The 14,464-nt window shown below is 58.0% G+C and carries 13 protein-coding genes; 7 read left to right on the top strand and 6 right to left on the bottom strand.

Translation table 11 applies throughout. The annotated features are described in order from the left end of the window. Nucleotides 1-372 precede the first annotated feature (372 nt). Together AA098_RS27445 and AA098_RS27440 are read left to right on the top strand one after the other, a co-directional pair. Nucleotides 373-1,047: a heavy metal response regulator transcription factor gene (locus AA098_RS27445; RefSeq protein WP_003253420.1), complete on the top strand. Its 675-nt coding sequence runs from the start codon at nucleotides 373-375 to the stop codon at nucleotides 1,045-1,047. A 117-nt stretch (nucleotides 1,048-1,164) separates the two neighbouring features. After that, nucleotides 1,165-1,488 carry a hypothetical protein gene (locus AA098_RS27440; RefSeq protein ID WP_010951457.1) on the top strand — a complete coding sequence of 108 codons (324 nt, stop codon included), beginning with the start codon at nucleotides 1,165-1,167 and terminating at the stop codon, nucleotides 1,486-1,488. A 101-nt stretch (nucleotides 1,489-1,589) separates the two neighbouring features. On the opposite strand, the gene AA098_RS27435 is transcribed toward AA098_RS27440, so the two are convergent. From AA098_RS27435 to AA098_RS27420, 5 genes are all read right to left on the bottom strand, one after another. Continuing rightward, nucleotides 1,590-2,117, bottom strand: coding sequence for a hypothetical protein (locus AA098_RS27435; protein WP_012269855.1), 528 nt, complete (start codon nucleotides 2,115-2,117; stop codon nucleotides 1,590-1,592). Between the two features lie 189 nt (nucleotides 2,118-2,306). After that, complete coding sequence (locus tag AA098_RS29040; RefSeq protein ID WP_223296393.1) at nucleotides 2,307-3,704, bottom strand: hypothetical protein; 1,398 nt, start codon at nucleotides 3,702-3,704, stop codon at nucleotides 2,307-2,309. An 81-nt stretch (nucleotides 3,705-3,785) separates the two neighbouring features. After that, nucleotides 3,786-4,187, bottom strand: coding sequence for a hypothetical protein (locus tag AA098_RS27430; RefSeq protein WP_153428583.1), 402 nt, complete (start codon nucleotides 4,185-4,187; stop codon nucleotides 3,786-3,788). A gap of 736 nt (nucleotides 4,188-4,923) precedes the next feature. Further along, nucleotides 4,924-5,331 carry an RcnB family protein gene (locus AA098_RS27425; RefSeq protein ID WP_003253149.1) on the bottom strand — a complete coding sequence of 136 codons (408 nt, stop codon included), beginning with the start codon at nucleotides 5,329-5,331 and terminating at the stop codon, nucleotides 4,924-4,926. A 129-nt stretch (nucleotides 5,332-5,460) separates the two neighbouring features. Further along, complete coding sequence (locus AA098_RS27420) at nucleotides 5,461-6,753, bottom strand: sigma-54-dependent Fis family transcriptional regulator (RefSeq protein ID WP_054889516.1); 1,293 nt, start codon at nucleotides 6,751-6,753, stop codon at nucleotides 5,461-5,463. Nucleotides 6,754-6,975: 222 nt separating this feature from the next. On the opposite strand from AA098_RS27420, the gene AA098_RS27415 reads away from it, so the two are divergent. From AA098_RS27415 to AA098_RS27405, 3 genes are read left to right on the top strand one after another with little or no spacing between them, the layout of a single operon-like run. Beyond that, nucleotides 6,976-7,860, top strand: a complete 885-nt coding sequence (locus tag AA098_RS27415) for an MBL fold metallo-hydrolase (RefSeq protein WP_003253146.1) — start codon at nucleotides 6,976-6,978, stop codon at nucleotides 7,858-7,860. A gap of 40 nt (nucleotides 7,861-7,900) precedes the next feature. Further along, on the top strand, nucleotides 7,901-9,169 hold the full coding sequence (locus tag AA098_RS27410; protein WP_064615150.1) for an FAD/NAD(P)-binding oxidoreductase: 1,269 nt from the start codon (nucleotides 7,901-7,903) through the stop codon (nucleotides 9,167-9,169). Further along, nucleotides 9,166-9,984: a sulfite exporter TauE/SafE family protein gene (locus tag AA098_RS27405; RefSeq protein WP_064615149.1), complete on the top strand. Its 819-nt coding sequence runs from the start codon at nucleotides 9,166-9,168 to the stop codon at nucleotides 9,982-9,984. The genes AA098_RS27410 and AA098_RS27405 overlap by 4 nt, the downstream gene beginning before the upstream one ends. Here the strand turns inward: AA098_RS27405 and AA098_RS27400 are convergent. Further along, nucleotides 9,973-10,860, bottom strand: coding sequence for a LysR family transcriptional regulator (locus tag AA098_RS27400; RefSeq protein WP_003253138.1), 888 nt, complete (start codon nucleotides 10,858-10,860; stop codon nucleotides 9,973-9,975). The genes AA098_RS27405 and AA098_RS27400 overlap by 12 nt on opposite strands. A gap of 234 nt (nucleotides 10,861-11,094) precedes the next feature. Here AA098_RS27400 and AA098_RS27395 point away from each other — a divergent pair, with 234 nt between their 5' ends. Both AA098_RS27395 and AA098_RS27390 read left to right on the top strand, forming a co-directional pair. Continuing rightward, nucleotides 11,095-12,741, top strand: coding sequence for a GMC family oxidoreductase (locus tag AA098_RS27395; protein WP_064615148.1), 1,647 nt, complete (start codon nucleotides 11,095-11,097; stop codon nucleotides 12,739-12,741). Between the two features lie 97 nt (nucleotides 12,742-12,838). Next, nucleotides 12,839-14,458 (top strand): MFS transporter, encoded by a 1,620-nt coding sequence (locus AA098_RS27390; RefSeq protein WP_010951466.1) that lies wholly within the window; start codon nucleotides 12,839-12,841, stop codon nucleotides 14,456-14,458. The last annotated feature ends 6 nt before the right edge of the window (nucleotides 14,459-14,464 follow it).

Raw genomic sequence — 14,464 nt, 5'->3', positions numbered from 1 at the left:
GGCGCCTTTTTTTTGCCTAAAATTCAAGTAGGCGTTCGATTGTACGCATCGCATGCCGGTGAAGTTCATGACTACACCAATGACCAGTCTCTTCAATGTGAGCGACCTCGCCGTCATCTGAGCGGAACGAAGCCAGCACAAAGAAGAAAATAACCCAATACTTCATAAGGTCAAATCACCTGCTGGAGAGAGGGCCCGCAACTGTCAAACCCAAACCGCGACAAGATATACCGCCAGACTATCAACTGTATTACCTAGAAATTACAAATCCGTCATTTGAGCCCCGGCACGCTCATTTTGATTTACCATCCCTTTCAATAATGCCGGCGCGCGTGCGCGGTTAATTGCTCAGTGATATCGAGACAAAATCCCATGCGAATTCTGGTAATTGAGGATGAAGTAAAAACTGCGGAGTATGTGCGTCAAGGTCTGACGGAATGTGGCTATGTCGTAGATTGCGTCCACACCGGGTCAGATGGATTATTCTTGGCTAAGCAGCACGAATATGAGCTGATTATCCTGGATATAAATCTGCCAGAGATGGACGGTTGGCAGGTCCTTGAGTTGTTGCGTCGTAAAAACTGCCCTTCCCGTATCATGATGCTGACGGCGAGAAGCCGGCTGGCGGATAAGGTCCGGGGGCTGGAGAACGGAGCAGATGACTACCTGATCAAGCCATTTGAGTTCCCTGAGCTGCTGGCCCGGGTTCGCGCCTTGATGCGCAGGTCAGATCACCCTGCATCCGTAGAGGTCATTCGCGTCGCTGACCTGGAGCTTGATCAGAGCCGGCACAGGGCATTCAGGGACGGTCAGCGCATTGACCTGACCACGAAAGAATTCGCGTTACTGCATTACCTGATGCGTAATACCGGTGTGGTGCTGAGCCGCACCCAAATTATTTCGCAGGTTTGGGATATGAATTTTGACTGCGACACAAACGTTGTAGAGGTGTCGATTCGAAGACTCAGAGCCAAGATAGATGACCCTTTCGAGACCAAACTGATACATACGCTTCGGGGCGTAGGGTATGTGCTTGAAAAACGATAGTTGCCAAGCTCTCTAGTACCGAAAATCCGCTACATGCTCCCGTCGCTTGCGAACTTGAGGTTTCTGTTTACGATCCGCGGCGCTGATTCCTCACTCAACAAATGAGGTAGGCTGTACATGAGGTATAGCATTGATTATCAGCAGGTTTCGCAAGGACAATCCGATGCCAGCATTGATGCCTGTCCAGCTGACATTGTCTTCAACAGCGACCATGGCCTAGCTCTTATCCCGTGCGTTGGCGATGTTATCAACCTCCCCTCTACGGCGGTCAAAGAAGGGGTTTGCGGCATCGTTAGATCAAGGATTTTCAATTATCTCAGAGGTCCTGAAGAGCTGTACTGTCACGTCAATATTCTCGTTGAGGAGGCGGACATCAATTTCGAAAGTCTCATCTCGGAATACATGCGCAATCAGTCACGTGCTCGCTCGCCTTCTTCATAAAGTCGAAGGCGGGCCAGTCCATTAATGGTTGTGTATGGGTGAGGGTTCAGCAGAGCGAGCGCCTACTGAGCACCAGAGATGAATAGTCACAGCCTAGTGGTTTAACGCGGTACTGCTGGTGTACGCAGGGCCGGACTCATTGTTTTTTGAATGGCGCATTGCAGCACATAGAAATATAAAACCCCGGAAGCAAATACGATTGCGGACAGATAAGCAAACTCAGAGTCTAAAACCCCGGAAACCATATACAATTTAATCGTGATAGAACCCATAATAATTCCGGTACAGTACATGACGCCTGTGAACTGATTGCCCAAAAAACTCAGTATGCCGCTGAAGGCATTGTTCGCACTCAACAGCATTGCTTTCAGTATCGTCCAGCCGAGAACTGGCAGAAAAGCCTTGATCATGAAGGCGAATAACATCGACGATGCAAACAGTTTTATCGGGGTTTCTGCCCACGGCTTGATGGTGCCGTCTACTTCAACGCCGGTATACAAGATGATATTCAGAATAATCGCCATAAGGGTGCATATGCCGAGGCGTATCATTTCCCGCTTAAGCGGGGCCATCATTATCACTGCGTGAATCTTGTTTCCAAAGTATCGTTTTAGTCCTTGGATCGACATTTTTCTTCCTATGCTCTCGGGTATGACGCTGTTGTAGCGTTGTATGACGGTCATGCTTTTACCCGAAGAGAGGTGACGCTTCAACGGTCCTGAATTGCGCAGGGGATCTCATGTCCTTCCCCTGGCTGGGTAGCTTGCTGAGAAATTCTCATCTACCTGCGTGGCAACGATGCGGCCACCCCGCCGCCGTCAGAGCTCTGGAGGACTGGCTGCTGTCAGCAACTCATCGAGTGACGGAACCTTAGCGTTTGCACTGAGGACGAGTGTTCTGGATCGGAGTATGGATACATCAAAGAAAGATTCGCACTCGACTCTTCCGTTTACTTCTCTCCAGTGGGTGACTTCTGGTATCAACTCATTAGGCACCGGGTATAGTGCCATAGGGTTATGGAATACCTCCACTTCAGCAGACCACGGCTCGTAGCCATATTGCGGCCAGAGCTGACCGTAGTCGCTGGACGCTACATCCAACAGAAATGGGATACCTCGTGATGCTCCCGGAGAACGGTCGAAAAACTCACCAAACCGCAAGTATCGGTACCCGTCTAGATGAGCTCCACCTGAGATCGGCACTCGGCTGAGCTTTGGCACTGTGCAGGCATTGGTGAAAATGACCGCTGAAAGATGGGCATTTTCCATTAGCGTAAATAGGCCGTTGGGGCGCCCTGATAGCAGAGATGTCTCTTCCTCCACAGTTATCAGGTGCGTACCACGATGCGCAGATGAGTGAACTGCAAAGCCATAGAGATAGCTGATGAGCGACTCCCTGCTCCACAGCATTGAACTGGGCGCATGGAAATCGGCTAAGGCCAGAATGAGCGGCTTACCCTCCACGTGCGGTAGGGATTCGTAACGCTTGTCCAATTTGTTTTGGATGGTCCTCGCAAACCTTTCTGCAGCCGCTCCTAAGAAACGCTCATGTCGGTCAGCGGGTGGGGGGACCGGCGAGGCGCCAAAATGCTCATACCGCTCTTCCGGGTTGGCTGTCACTGCTTCAACCCAGGCCTCATCTCCCAGCCTATTCTCGATGTGAAAATCGGGTGATTCTTTAGGCTGGGTGACCAAGAGTCCCTGTTCACGAAAAATCGCTAATAGGTGGGCTTCCCAGAGGCGGGTGTGAAAATTCTCAGTCTGGCAATCGGGAACCCAATTTCTGTCTGGGGATGGCAGTGCGAGATACAGTTGATTCAGCGCCCACGCCCCAATACGGCGGCTTGGATCAAATAGTGATTTGAACACCACGCTTGGTGTGCGCTTACCCATTCTGCTTAGAGGAGCACGTCGTCGTTCACCTGAAGGGAGTGGAAGCGGATGGGCTTGGGTATAGAGAAAATGGCTGATTGAGGCGCGGGCTTCGGACTCGCCAGTGGTGCACTCACCATGGCTGAGGAGCACCCACACGCTATCGACACGACGCCGCAAGGTGACAATTCCGAAGCTGCCGGAATTGATATTTCGGGTTAGAGCGGCACAAGAAATTCCGTCCTCACTAAGCCATGCCCCTACTGGCGGGCTGTCCCCAAACCCCAACCCTCGTGGAAGCGACAAAGCGATTAGATCGAACATCGGCGCAGCAATTTCTTTCATTCGCTGATCTCGGCAGTCGTCAAAATGCATTCCATCAATGCCTCGGAGCGTGCCCGCCGGCGATGGCATCGGTGGAGGTACCTATTGAAGAAGGGGGCTTTGCTCCACCAGGACGTCTCGGTTGGTGAAGATGGTCTCAATGGTTGCAGCCTCGGCAGCCACATGAGTCTTTCGCGTGATCTCTTCAAGGGCCAGTTCGAGCCGGTAGTCTTGGAAATACTCGTACAGCTTTTCAGAGCTCTCGGATATCTCCTCCCCACCATTTTTTGCGAACAAGATGTGGATGATCGCTGCGAGTGGGAGGGAGATGTCGAGATCCTTCTCTTCTGCATCTGACTCCGAGTTCAAACCGTCGAAATACCTCTCCAGATGATTCTGGAGCTCCTCAAGCCAGAACTGAGATAGGTTGCTAGGTAGGGAGCTTTCAGGCCCGGTCAGAAGGACTTCATCTCTGAATAGAGCCAGCAGATTGGGGTTTGCCATGGAGGACCTCACGATTAGATTTGAGAGCAACTGGTCAGCATAGTCCACCTCAAGATGACCACCTCCTTGACGCCCATCCTGGTGCTCCTGAGCATCAGACGAGTGAATCGCCCCGAAACCTGTAGATACAAAATGACCGCTTCTCGCCGTTAGCTGCCTTTCTTGAAGGACAGCTTTGGGTCGATAGCGGCCTTCGTGGAGGTTGGTGTCTACGGGGTCGGTTTAGTCATTCTGAATCTCCGGTTTCACCTCCGTGAGGCCGGCCATCGTCATGCATCAGATCTTGATTGACACGCGTGCCGCTTTGGATAGCCTTGCAATTGAGGGCTGCAACTGCGCATTTGTCGGGCCTGGGTACCAGCATGAGCCCCCGCAATTTTGGCAGCAGAGGAAGCTGGTTCCTCTGAAGTAGTGACGGCGGGCATTGCCAGTCGGATTCTGAACCCAAGGTCGCCAGACTAGGAGCTAAAGGATCGCTGCGACTACTCCTCATCCCTTACCGAAAAGTCACGCGTCGGTCGTAAACGGCCCTTTCCAGGCCAATCAACTTTTGTGATTGGTGAGTAGGGATTTCTCGGCTTTTCTGTGAAAAGCACCCCTTCATTTCACAAAAAAATGGCGAAGATTCCAATTTCACGGGGTCTGGCCTATCACCTATTTTGTGAACCTACATCAGGTGTAATTCGCCAGACACTAAAAAGCCCGCTGATGCGGGCTTTTTAGTGTCTGCAAACAATCAGTAGCCGGTGAGAATGTTCACGATCACACCGCTGGCAATGGCCACCAGCACATAGTCGCCATTCACATACAGCCAACGATGATCACGAGGTGGCGCATACAGGTGGCGCGCTTTCCAGTCAGTTACCCAGTAACGGTCACCACGGTAATGTGGATCAACGGCATGACCACGCTGCCACTGCTTATGAGGTATCGGCATGCCTTGTTGTGGGCGGAAGTTTGGATCACGGTAAGCAGGACCGCGGCCATTGTCATGTCGGCCCTGGTGCTGTGGTTGACCCTGTGGCGGGTTGCCTTGGTGCGATGGGCCGCCATCATGCCGATCAGGCGGGCCCGGTTGCGCGAAGCTTGCCAGCGGTGTGCTGAGCATGAGCGCGGCGCAGATCACGGTTAGGGTTTTCTTCATTTGATGCGGTCCTCTGCCTGTAATCGCCTGGCAAGTATTGATTGCCAGGTTCGGTTAACTGATCAGACCACGATTTTTCCCTTTCAATGTCAGGGCGCAGGTAAAGGTCCGGTAAAGTCTGGCGTTCTTTCAGTTCAGCCCGAGCGCTTTCAAGCGGCGATACAGCGTGCGTTCACTCATGCCAAGATGACTGGCCAGTTCACTGCGCGAGCCTTTGAACTGCTCCAGCGCCTGCGCCAGCTCACCCAGGTCATTGCGACGGCCGCTTCCTTTAGCCGCGCCAGCCAGCCCGGTGTCTTCCGGTAAATGCTCTGGCCTGATCACACCGTCATCGGCAAACAAACGCGCGCGTTCCAGAATGTTGCGCAGTTCGCGGATATTGCCCGGAAACGGATGCAACGCAAGTTGCTGCAAGGCGTCTTCACTCAGCCTGGGCGTCGGCTGGCCGGCCATGCGCTGCAGCAGGCTCTGTGCGAGCAGCGGCAGATCTTCCACCCGTTCGCGCAATGCAGGCAGACGAATCGGGAAGCCGCTGATGCGGTAATACAGGTCTTCACGGAAGGAGCCATCCGCGACCATTTGTTTAAGTGGTTTATGGGTGGCCGATATCAGGCGGAAATCCGAATGCACAGTGCGCAGGCTGCCCACGGGACGGAAACTCCCGGACTCTATCAGGCGCAGCAACTTCACCTGCATCGCCAGCGGCACTTCACCAATTTCATCGAGGAACAGGGTGCCGCCATGCGCCGCCTCGGCCAAGCCGATCTTGCGCTGATTCGCCCCGGTGAACGCACCCTTCTCATAGCCGAACAGTTCACTCTCGAACAACGACTCGGTCAGGCCGGTGCAGTCGACCACCACCAGTGGGCCGTTGGCCCTGGGGCTGCCCATATGCACTGCGCGGGCGAACAGCTCTTTGCCGGTCCCCGACTCCCCCTGCAACAACACCGGGATCTGCGCCGGTGCCGCACGCTGCAGGCTGGCCAGCGCGGCCTTGAAGGTTGGCGCGCGGCCGACCAACCCTTGCTCCTGTGGCTGCGCCGAAGCGAGGGTGATGGTGGTGAGGCGTTCGACAAAGGCAACTACCTTGCCCTGCTCATCCAGGATCGGCCGCAACTCCACATCCACATGCTCCGGGCCGCGTGGTGTGTGATGAATGTGCAATACCCGCTCCGGTACCTTGCTGTCCCACGCCTTGCGCATCGGGCAATGTTCGCCAGCCTGGTCGCACGGCACAGCGTAGTGGTGCGAAACCCTGTGGCACTTCTCGCCCAGTGGGGCCTGATCATGCCGGCCAAACTGACGGCGATAGGCCGCATTGGCGGCGAGGATGTTGTAGTCGGTGTCCAACACGATGGTCGGAAGGGCATCGTGCTCGAGGTAGGAAACCAGAGCTAGGATGAGAGGATGGGCTTCAGGCATGTCGGCACCGTATGGATGACCGACGCAGGGTAACAAGGACTGCCAAACACTGCCATTGGCTGTCAGTCGACTGCCACCTGGGCTGCCAGTTTTGCCCGCAGCGGTCTGCAACTGGCCGGTTTTACTGGCCAGTGAGTGGCAAAAAGCCTGGCATGCATCTTGATAAAGCTCCTGTCACTGCCTACGCCTGTACAAGGCGGGGCGGATAAATTGGAGAACGTGATGATCATCGGCAACAACCTTCACGTGGACGCCTTCTATGACGAGGCGACCTCGACCATCAGCTACCTGGTCATGGACCGTGAAACCCGACAATGCGCATTGATCGACAGCGTGCTGGATTACGACCCCAAGTCCGGGCGCACCTGTAGCGCTTCGGCTGATCGCTTGGTCGAGCGTGTGAATGAACTGAATGCCAGCGTGCGGTGGGTGTTGGAAACCCATGTGCACGCTGACCACCTTTCAGCGGCTGCCTACCTGAAAGAAAAGCTGGGCGGCCATACCGCAATTGGCGCGCACATTACCCAGGTGCAGAAAGTGTTTGGCGCCTTGTTCAACGCAGAGCCCGGCTTCGCCCGTGATGGCAGCCAGTTCGATGTGCTGCTCGAAGATGAGGAAGGTTTCCGTATTGGCAACCTGCAGGCCCGTGCGTTGCACACGCCTGGGCACACACCCGCGTGCATGAGTTTCATGATCGAAGATGCCGGCGAGATCGCGGTGTTCGTTGGAGACACCTTGTTTATGCCCGATTACGGCACCGCCCGCTGCGACTTCCCCGGGGCCGATGCCCGCACCTTGTACCGCTCAATCCGTCGCCTGCTGGCTTTCCCCGACCAGACTCGGTTGTTCATGTGCCACGACTACCTGCCAGGTGGCCGCGACATGCAGTACGTCACTACTGTCGCCGAGCAGCGCGCCAGCAACATTCACATCCATCAGGGTATCGATGAGGACAGCTTCGTTGCCATGCGCGAAGCCCGCGACAAGACGCTCGAAATGCCTGTGCTGATCCTGCCTTCGGTGCAGGTGAACATGCGTAGCGGCCAGCTACCCCCTCCAGAGGCGAACGGCGTGAGCTATCTGAAGATCCCGCTGAACAAGCTGTAACCGCCCTGCCCCCATAATCAGATTTCCAGGATTTGCCGCCATGCCTGCCTTGTTGTCCCCTGCCAATACCGACCACCACAAGGTGGTCATCGTCGGTGCCGGTGCCGCCGGTATCGCCACTGCTTCCAGCCTGATCAGCCGCGACCCATCGTTGGACGTGGTCTTGATCGACCCTGCCGAAGTGCACTACTACCAACCCGGCTGGACCATGGTCGGTGCCGGTGTGTTCAAGGCACCCAGCACTGCTCGCACCATGGCGTCGACCATTCCTCGCGGTGTGCGCTGGGTCAAGGCGCGGGTAAAGGGATTCGACCCGTTGGGCCAGTTGGTCATCCTCGATGATGCTCGCGCCATCAGCTATGAACAGCTGATCGTCTGCCCCGGCCTCAAGCTGGACTGGGCGGCCATCGATGGGCTCAGCGAGACCCTGGGCCGCAACGGTGTCACCTCCAACTATCGCTACGACCTGGCGCCCTATACCTGGGAACTGGTGCAAAAGCTCAAGCAAGGACGCGCGCTGTTCAGCCAGCCGCCCATGCCGATCAAGTGCGCCGGTGCACCACAGAAGGCGCTGTATCTGTCTTGTGACCACTGGCTGCGCCATGGCCATTTGGGGGCGGTGAAAGCCAGCTTCTACAATGCGGGTGCCGTGCTGTTCGGTGTCGCGGACTACGTGCCCGCGCTGATGAAGTACATCGAAAAATACGCCGTCGATCTCAACTTCTCTCACAGGTTGGTTGCCGTAGACGGCCCGGGAAAGCGCGCTACATTCTTGCGTACCTTGCCCGATGGCAGCAGCGAGACGCACATCGAGGTCTTCGACATGCTGCACGTGGTACCGCCACAGGTGGCGCCAGACTTCATTCGCGAAAGCCCCTTGGCTGATAGCGCCGGCTGGGTTGACGTCGATCCGCATACCCTGCGCCATCGCAAATACACTAACGTTCATGCCCTGGGTGACGTGGCTAACACCAGCAATGCCAAGACCGCCGCTGCGGCCCGCAAGCAGGCACCGGTGGTCGCCAACAATGTGCTGGTGGCGCTGGGCAGGCTGGCGACCCTGGCCCAGTACGACGGCTATGGCTCGTGCCCGCTTACCGTCGAGCGCGGCAAGATCGTCCTGGCCGAATTCACCTATGGCGGCAAGCTGGCACCGAGCTTCCCCAACTGGTTACTCGATGGCCGCAAGCCGACACGCCTGGCCTGGCTGCTCAAGGCACAGGCGCTGCCACCGTTGTACTGGCAAGGCATGCTCAAGGGGCGCGAGTGGTTGGCACGCCCGCAGCTGGTAGCCGAGGGTGGGCAGTGATCGAGCATCAACTGTTAGGGGCGGGCCTGGGCGCAATCATCGGCGCGGTGCTGGCGCTGACCGGTGCAGGCGGTGGCATTCTCGCAGTACCCTTGCTGGTGTTCGGCCTGGGGCTATCGATGGTCGAAGCGGCACCGGTGGGCCTGTTGGCTGTAGGTTTGGCTGCAGCGGTTGGCGCAGTGCTGGGCTTGCGCCAAGGGCTGGTGCGTTATCGGGCTGCGCTGTTCATTGCGTTGATTGGTGTGGCAGCAGCGCCGTTCGGGCTGATGCTGGCGCACCGCCTGCCGAATACACCGTTGCAGTTGGTATTCGCCGGCGTGCTGGTTTATGCCTGCCTGCGTATCTGGCGCAAGGCGGCCAAAGAACTGCGTGGCGAAGCCAATGACGCTCATCGCTTTATCGAGCCGTGTGTGCTGAACCCGTTGCAGGGGCGTTTGCGCTGGACCCTGCCCTGCGCGCGCGCATTGGCATTCACGGGTGCCTTGTCCGGGTTGTTGTCCGGCCTGCTCGGCGTGGGTGGGGGGTTCGTCATCATCCCTGCCCTGAACCGCTACACCAACCTGCGCATGGCCAGCATCGTTTCCACTTCGCTGGCGGTGATTGCCTTGGTCTCTACCGGCAGTGTGGTCAGCGCCAGCCTTGCGGGCGTCATGCACTGGCAGGTTGGCGCCCCGTTTGCCGTCGGCGCGGTGCTTGGCCTGCTGCTGTCGCGACCCTTGGCAGCCAGGTTGGCCGGGCCGCGTCTGCAGCAGATGTTTGCCGTGGCAGGTTGGGCCGCTGCCCTGTTGTTGGCCGGCAAGGCACTACTCGGCTAGCAACTCGCTTTGTTCGGCCGCGCACAACGCCAGCAGGTAGTCCCACACCACCCGCAGGCGCACAGACTTGTGCAACTCGCGTCGGGTGCAGATCCAGTAGCTGCGCTGGATGGTTTCTCCCGGCAGCACGCGCACCAGTGTCGGGTCGTGGCGGGCCATGTAGTTGGGCAGCACGGCGATGCCCAGCCCGGCGCGGGCGGCAGCTTGCTGGGCGATCACGCTGGTGCTGCGAAACACCACGTTGGGTGCTCGGCAGAAACTGTTGAGAAACAGCAGTTCCTGGCTGAACAGCAAATCGTCGACGTAGCCGATCCAGCTGTGCCGGGCCAAGTCTTCGCGGTTGCGCAGTGGCGGTGCGCGGTCCAGGTAGTCCTGGCTGGCGTACAGTGCCAAGCGGTAGTCGGTGAGTTTGCGGGTGATCAGCAGATCGGCGTTGGGTCGCTCCAGATGGATGCTGATTTCTGCCTCGCGGTTGAGGATGCTGACGAAACGCGGCACCGCTACCAGTTCCACCTCCAGGCCGGGGTAGCGCTCGAACAACGCGTTCATGCGTGGGGTGAAGAACATGATGCCGATGCCTTCGGTTACCCCCAGGCGAATCTTGCCCAGTGGGGTGATGGCCTGGGTGATTTCCTCCTGTGCCAGCAAGGCGACGTTCTCCATGGCTTCGGCATGCTTGAGCAGGGCTTGGCCCGAGGGGGTCAGCTCGTAGCCCTGGGCATGCTGCACGAACAGCGCGGTCCCCAGGCTCTGCTCGATGCTCTCGATATGCCGGGCCACGGTGCTGTGGGTAGTGTTCAGGCGCTTGGCGGCGGTCAGCAGGCGGCCGCTGCGCTGCAACTCGAGGAAAAACCGCAGATCATTCCAGTCGAACATGCTTGTCCTTTATGGCAGTTCGTTCCGGCCTCTTCACGGGCATGCCCCACAGGTGCGGTGAACACCCTGAAGGTAACGTGATCCCTGAGGTGCGGGCGAGCCCGCGAAAAGGTCGGTACAGGCTTGCCACTGTGCTAAAACGCACAGCGGCTGCGCGAAATCTCGTGTTTCATCCACGAAATTACTCACTAAGATGGATCGGGACAAGAATAAAAAACAGGCGCGAGGTTGCACATGCCATCAGCCGATTCTGTCTTCGACTACGTGGTCGTAGGGGCCGGTCCCGCCGGATGCCTGCTGGCCAATCGTTTGTCCGCCGACTCTTCCTGCCGCGTGCTGCTGCTGGAGGCGGGTGGCCGCGACAATTATCCCTGGATCCACGTCCCCGTCGGTTACCTCTACTGCATCGGCAACCCGCGCACAGACTGGTGCTTCAAGACCGAGGCACAGCCTGGCCTCGGCGGTCGCGCTTTGGGTTATCCAAGGGGCAAGGTGCTAGGTGGCTGTTCGTCGATCAACGGCATGATCTACATGCGGGGCCAAGCCGCCGACTATGACCATTGGGCCGCGCAAGGCAACGACGGCTGGGCGTGGAAAGATGTGTTACCGCTGTTCAAGGCCAGCGAAAACCACTTTGCCGGCGCCAGCGAGCACCACGGCGCGGAGGGCGAATGGCGGGTCGAGCGCCAACGCTACAGCTGGCCGATCCTTGATGCTTTCCGTGATGCCGCCGAGCAGAGTGGTATTGGCAAGGTCGACGATTTCAACACCGGCGACAACCAGGGTTGTGGATATTTTCAGGTCAACCAGCGCAGTGGTGTGCGCTGGAACGCTTCCAAAGCTTTCCTGCGGCCGATCAAGGATCGCGCCAACCTCACTGTGCTGACCGGCGTGCAGGTTGACCAGGTACTGCTCGACAACACCCGCGCACGGGCGGTGAAAGCGCTCTGGCAAGGGGCCTGGCATGAGTTTGCGGCGCGCCGCGAGATCATTCTCTGTGCTGGGGCGGTTGGTTCTCCGGGCATCCTCCAGCGCTCCGGCATCGGCCCGCGTCAGTTGCTGGAAAGCTTGGGTATTGGTGTTCGCCACGATATGCCAGGCGTTGGTGGCAACTTGCAGGACCACCTGCAACTGCGCCTGATTTACCAGATCCGCAACACCCGTACCTTGAACCAGATGGCCAACAGCCTGTGGGGCAAGATGGGCATGGGCCTGCGTTACCTCTACGACCGTAGCGGGCCGCTGGCCATGGCGCCGAGCCAGTTAGGCGCGTTCGTGCGTTCAAGCCCTGAACAGGCCACCGCCAACCTTCAGTATCACGTGCAGCCGCTGTCACTGGAACGCTTCGGTGAGCCGTTGCATCAGTTCCCGGCCTTTACGGCTTCGGTGTGCAACCTGCGCCCGGTCAGCCGCGGGCGCATCGACATCTGCAGCACCGACATGAACAGCACGCCGCTGATCGACCCCAATTACCTCAGTGCTCCGCAGGACTTGCGGGTTGCTGCCGATGCCATTCGCCTTACCCGGCGCATCGTCCAGGCCCCTGCCCTCGCCGCTTTCGAGCCCAAGGAATATTTGCCGGGCCCAGCGCTGCAAAGCGAGGAAGAACTGTTCGAGGCCGCTGGCAAGATCGGCACCACCATCTTCCACCCGGTCGGTACCTGTCGCATGGGCAACGGTGCCATGGACGTTGTGGATAACCAGCTGCGCGTGCATGGCATCCCCGGTCTTCGTGTGGCTGATGCTTCGGTCATGCCGCAGATAACGTCCGGCAATACCTGTTCCCCCACCCTGATGATCGCCGAAAAGGCGGCGCAACTGATCCTCAAAGGAGCTGCTACCCAGACCTACCTGAACGAAGACGCGTTACCGACGCCCTGACCCGGGTGCGTGCAGTACCGGCGGCTTGCGGTCAGAAGTCGCCGACAGTGGAACAACAAGAATAATCACTGTGGCCTAAGGGCCGAGGACAGCAACGATGTCGGATTACATCCAAGAGCAGGGTGCGGCGGCCAGCAGCTCCAGCCGCCGTGAAGAACGCAAGATCATTTTCGCGTCATCCCTCGGGACGGTTTTCGAGTGGTATGACTTTTTTCTCTATGGTGCGCTGGCAGCGGTCATCAGCAAGCAGTTCTTCGCTGGCGTGAACGATACCACCGCTTTCATCTTCGCCCTGATGGCCTTTGCTGCGGGCTTTCTGGTGCGGCCGTTTGGCGCGCTGGTGTTCGGCCGCCTGGGTGACATGATCGGGCGCAAGTACACTTTCCTGGTCACCATCGTGCTGATGGGCCTGTCTACTTTCGCTGTGGGGTTGTTGCCCACCTACGCCAGCATCGGCATCGCCGCACCGATCATCCTGGTGATCCTGCGCATGCTTCAGGGGCTGGCGCTGGGCGGCGAGTATGGCGGTGCAGCCACTTACGTGGCCGAGCATGCGCCGCCCGGCAAGCGTGGCTTACACACTGGTTTCATCCAGTCCACCGCAACGCTGGGCCTGTTGTTGTCGCTGTTGGTGGTGCTGGGTAGCCGGTATATCAGTGGCGACCAGTTCGAAACCTGGGGCTGGCGCTTGCCGTTCCTGCTGTCGATCGTGCTGCTGGCGATCTCCACCTGGATTCGCATGAGCATGCACGAGTCGCCGGCCTTTGTGAAAATGAAGGCTCAAGGCAAGGTCAGCAAGTCGCCCATCCGTGAGTCATTCACCTCCTGGCCAAACCTGAAAGTGGTGCTTACCGCCCTGTTCAGCATCAACGCGGGGCAGGCTGTGACCTTCTACACGGCGCAGTTCTACGTTCTGTTCTTCATGACCCAGATGCTGAAAATGGACTCGGCTCAGGCCAACACCCTGCTCATCATCAGCGTTGTGATTGGCGCGCCGTTCTTCGTGTTTTTTGGCTGGTTGTCCGACCGTATCGGCCGCAAGCCGATCCTGATGCTCGGCCTGTTGCTGGCCACGGTACTGTACTTCCCACTGTTCAAGGCGCTGAGCCACTACGCCAACCCGCAGATCGACGCTGCCAGCCGTCAGGCGCCGATCGTGGTCACCGCCGACCCGCAAGGCTGCACATTCCAGTTCGACCCAGTGGGCAAGGCTCGTTTTGACAGCCCGTGCGACAAGGTCAAGACCTTCCTGGTCAAGCAGGGCCTGCCGTACAGCTCGGTTAGCGTGGCCGGCAGTGAAGTGGTGGTGAACATCGGTGACAAGACCATCAACGGCTTTGATGAAACCGCCATGCGCGCTGCAATCGAGCAGGCTGGTTACCCGGCCAAGGCCGACCCTGCGCAGGTCAACCAGGTAATGGTGGTGGTACTGATCGTGGCGATGATCCTGATCGCGACCATGACCTATGGTCCGTTGGCGGCGGTGATGGTCGAGCTGTTCCCGACCCGCATCCGCTACACCTCGATGTCGCTGCCCTACCACATTGGTAATGGCTGGTTCGGTGGTTTCCTGCCTACCGTATCGTTCGCGCTGGTGGTCTATACCGGGGATATCTTCTACGGGCTGTGGTACCCGGTGCTGGTGACCGGGATCAGCCTGGTGGTTGGGATCTTCTGTCTGAGAGAAACCAAGGATGTAGATATCGACAAAGTCTGATGTCCA

This window comes from Pseudomonas sp. JY-Q, from assembly GCF_001655295.1.
Lineage (GTDB): Bacteria > Pseudomonadota > Gammaproteobacteria > Pseudomonadales > Pseudomonadaceae > Aquipseudomonas > Aquipseudomonas alloputida.
Note: the sequence above shows the minus strand (reverse complement) of the source record. Positions and strands in the feature narration are given on the sequence as shown.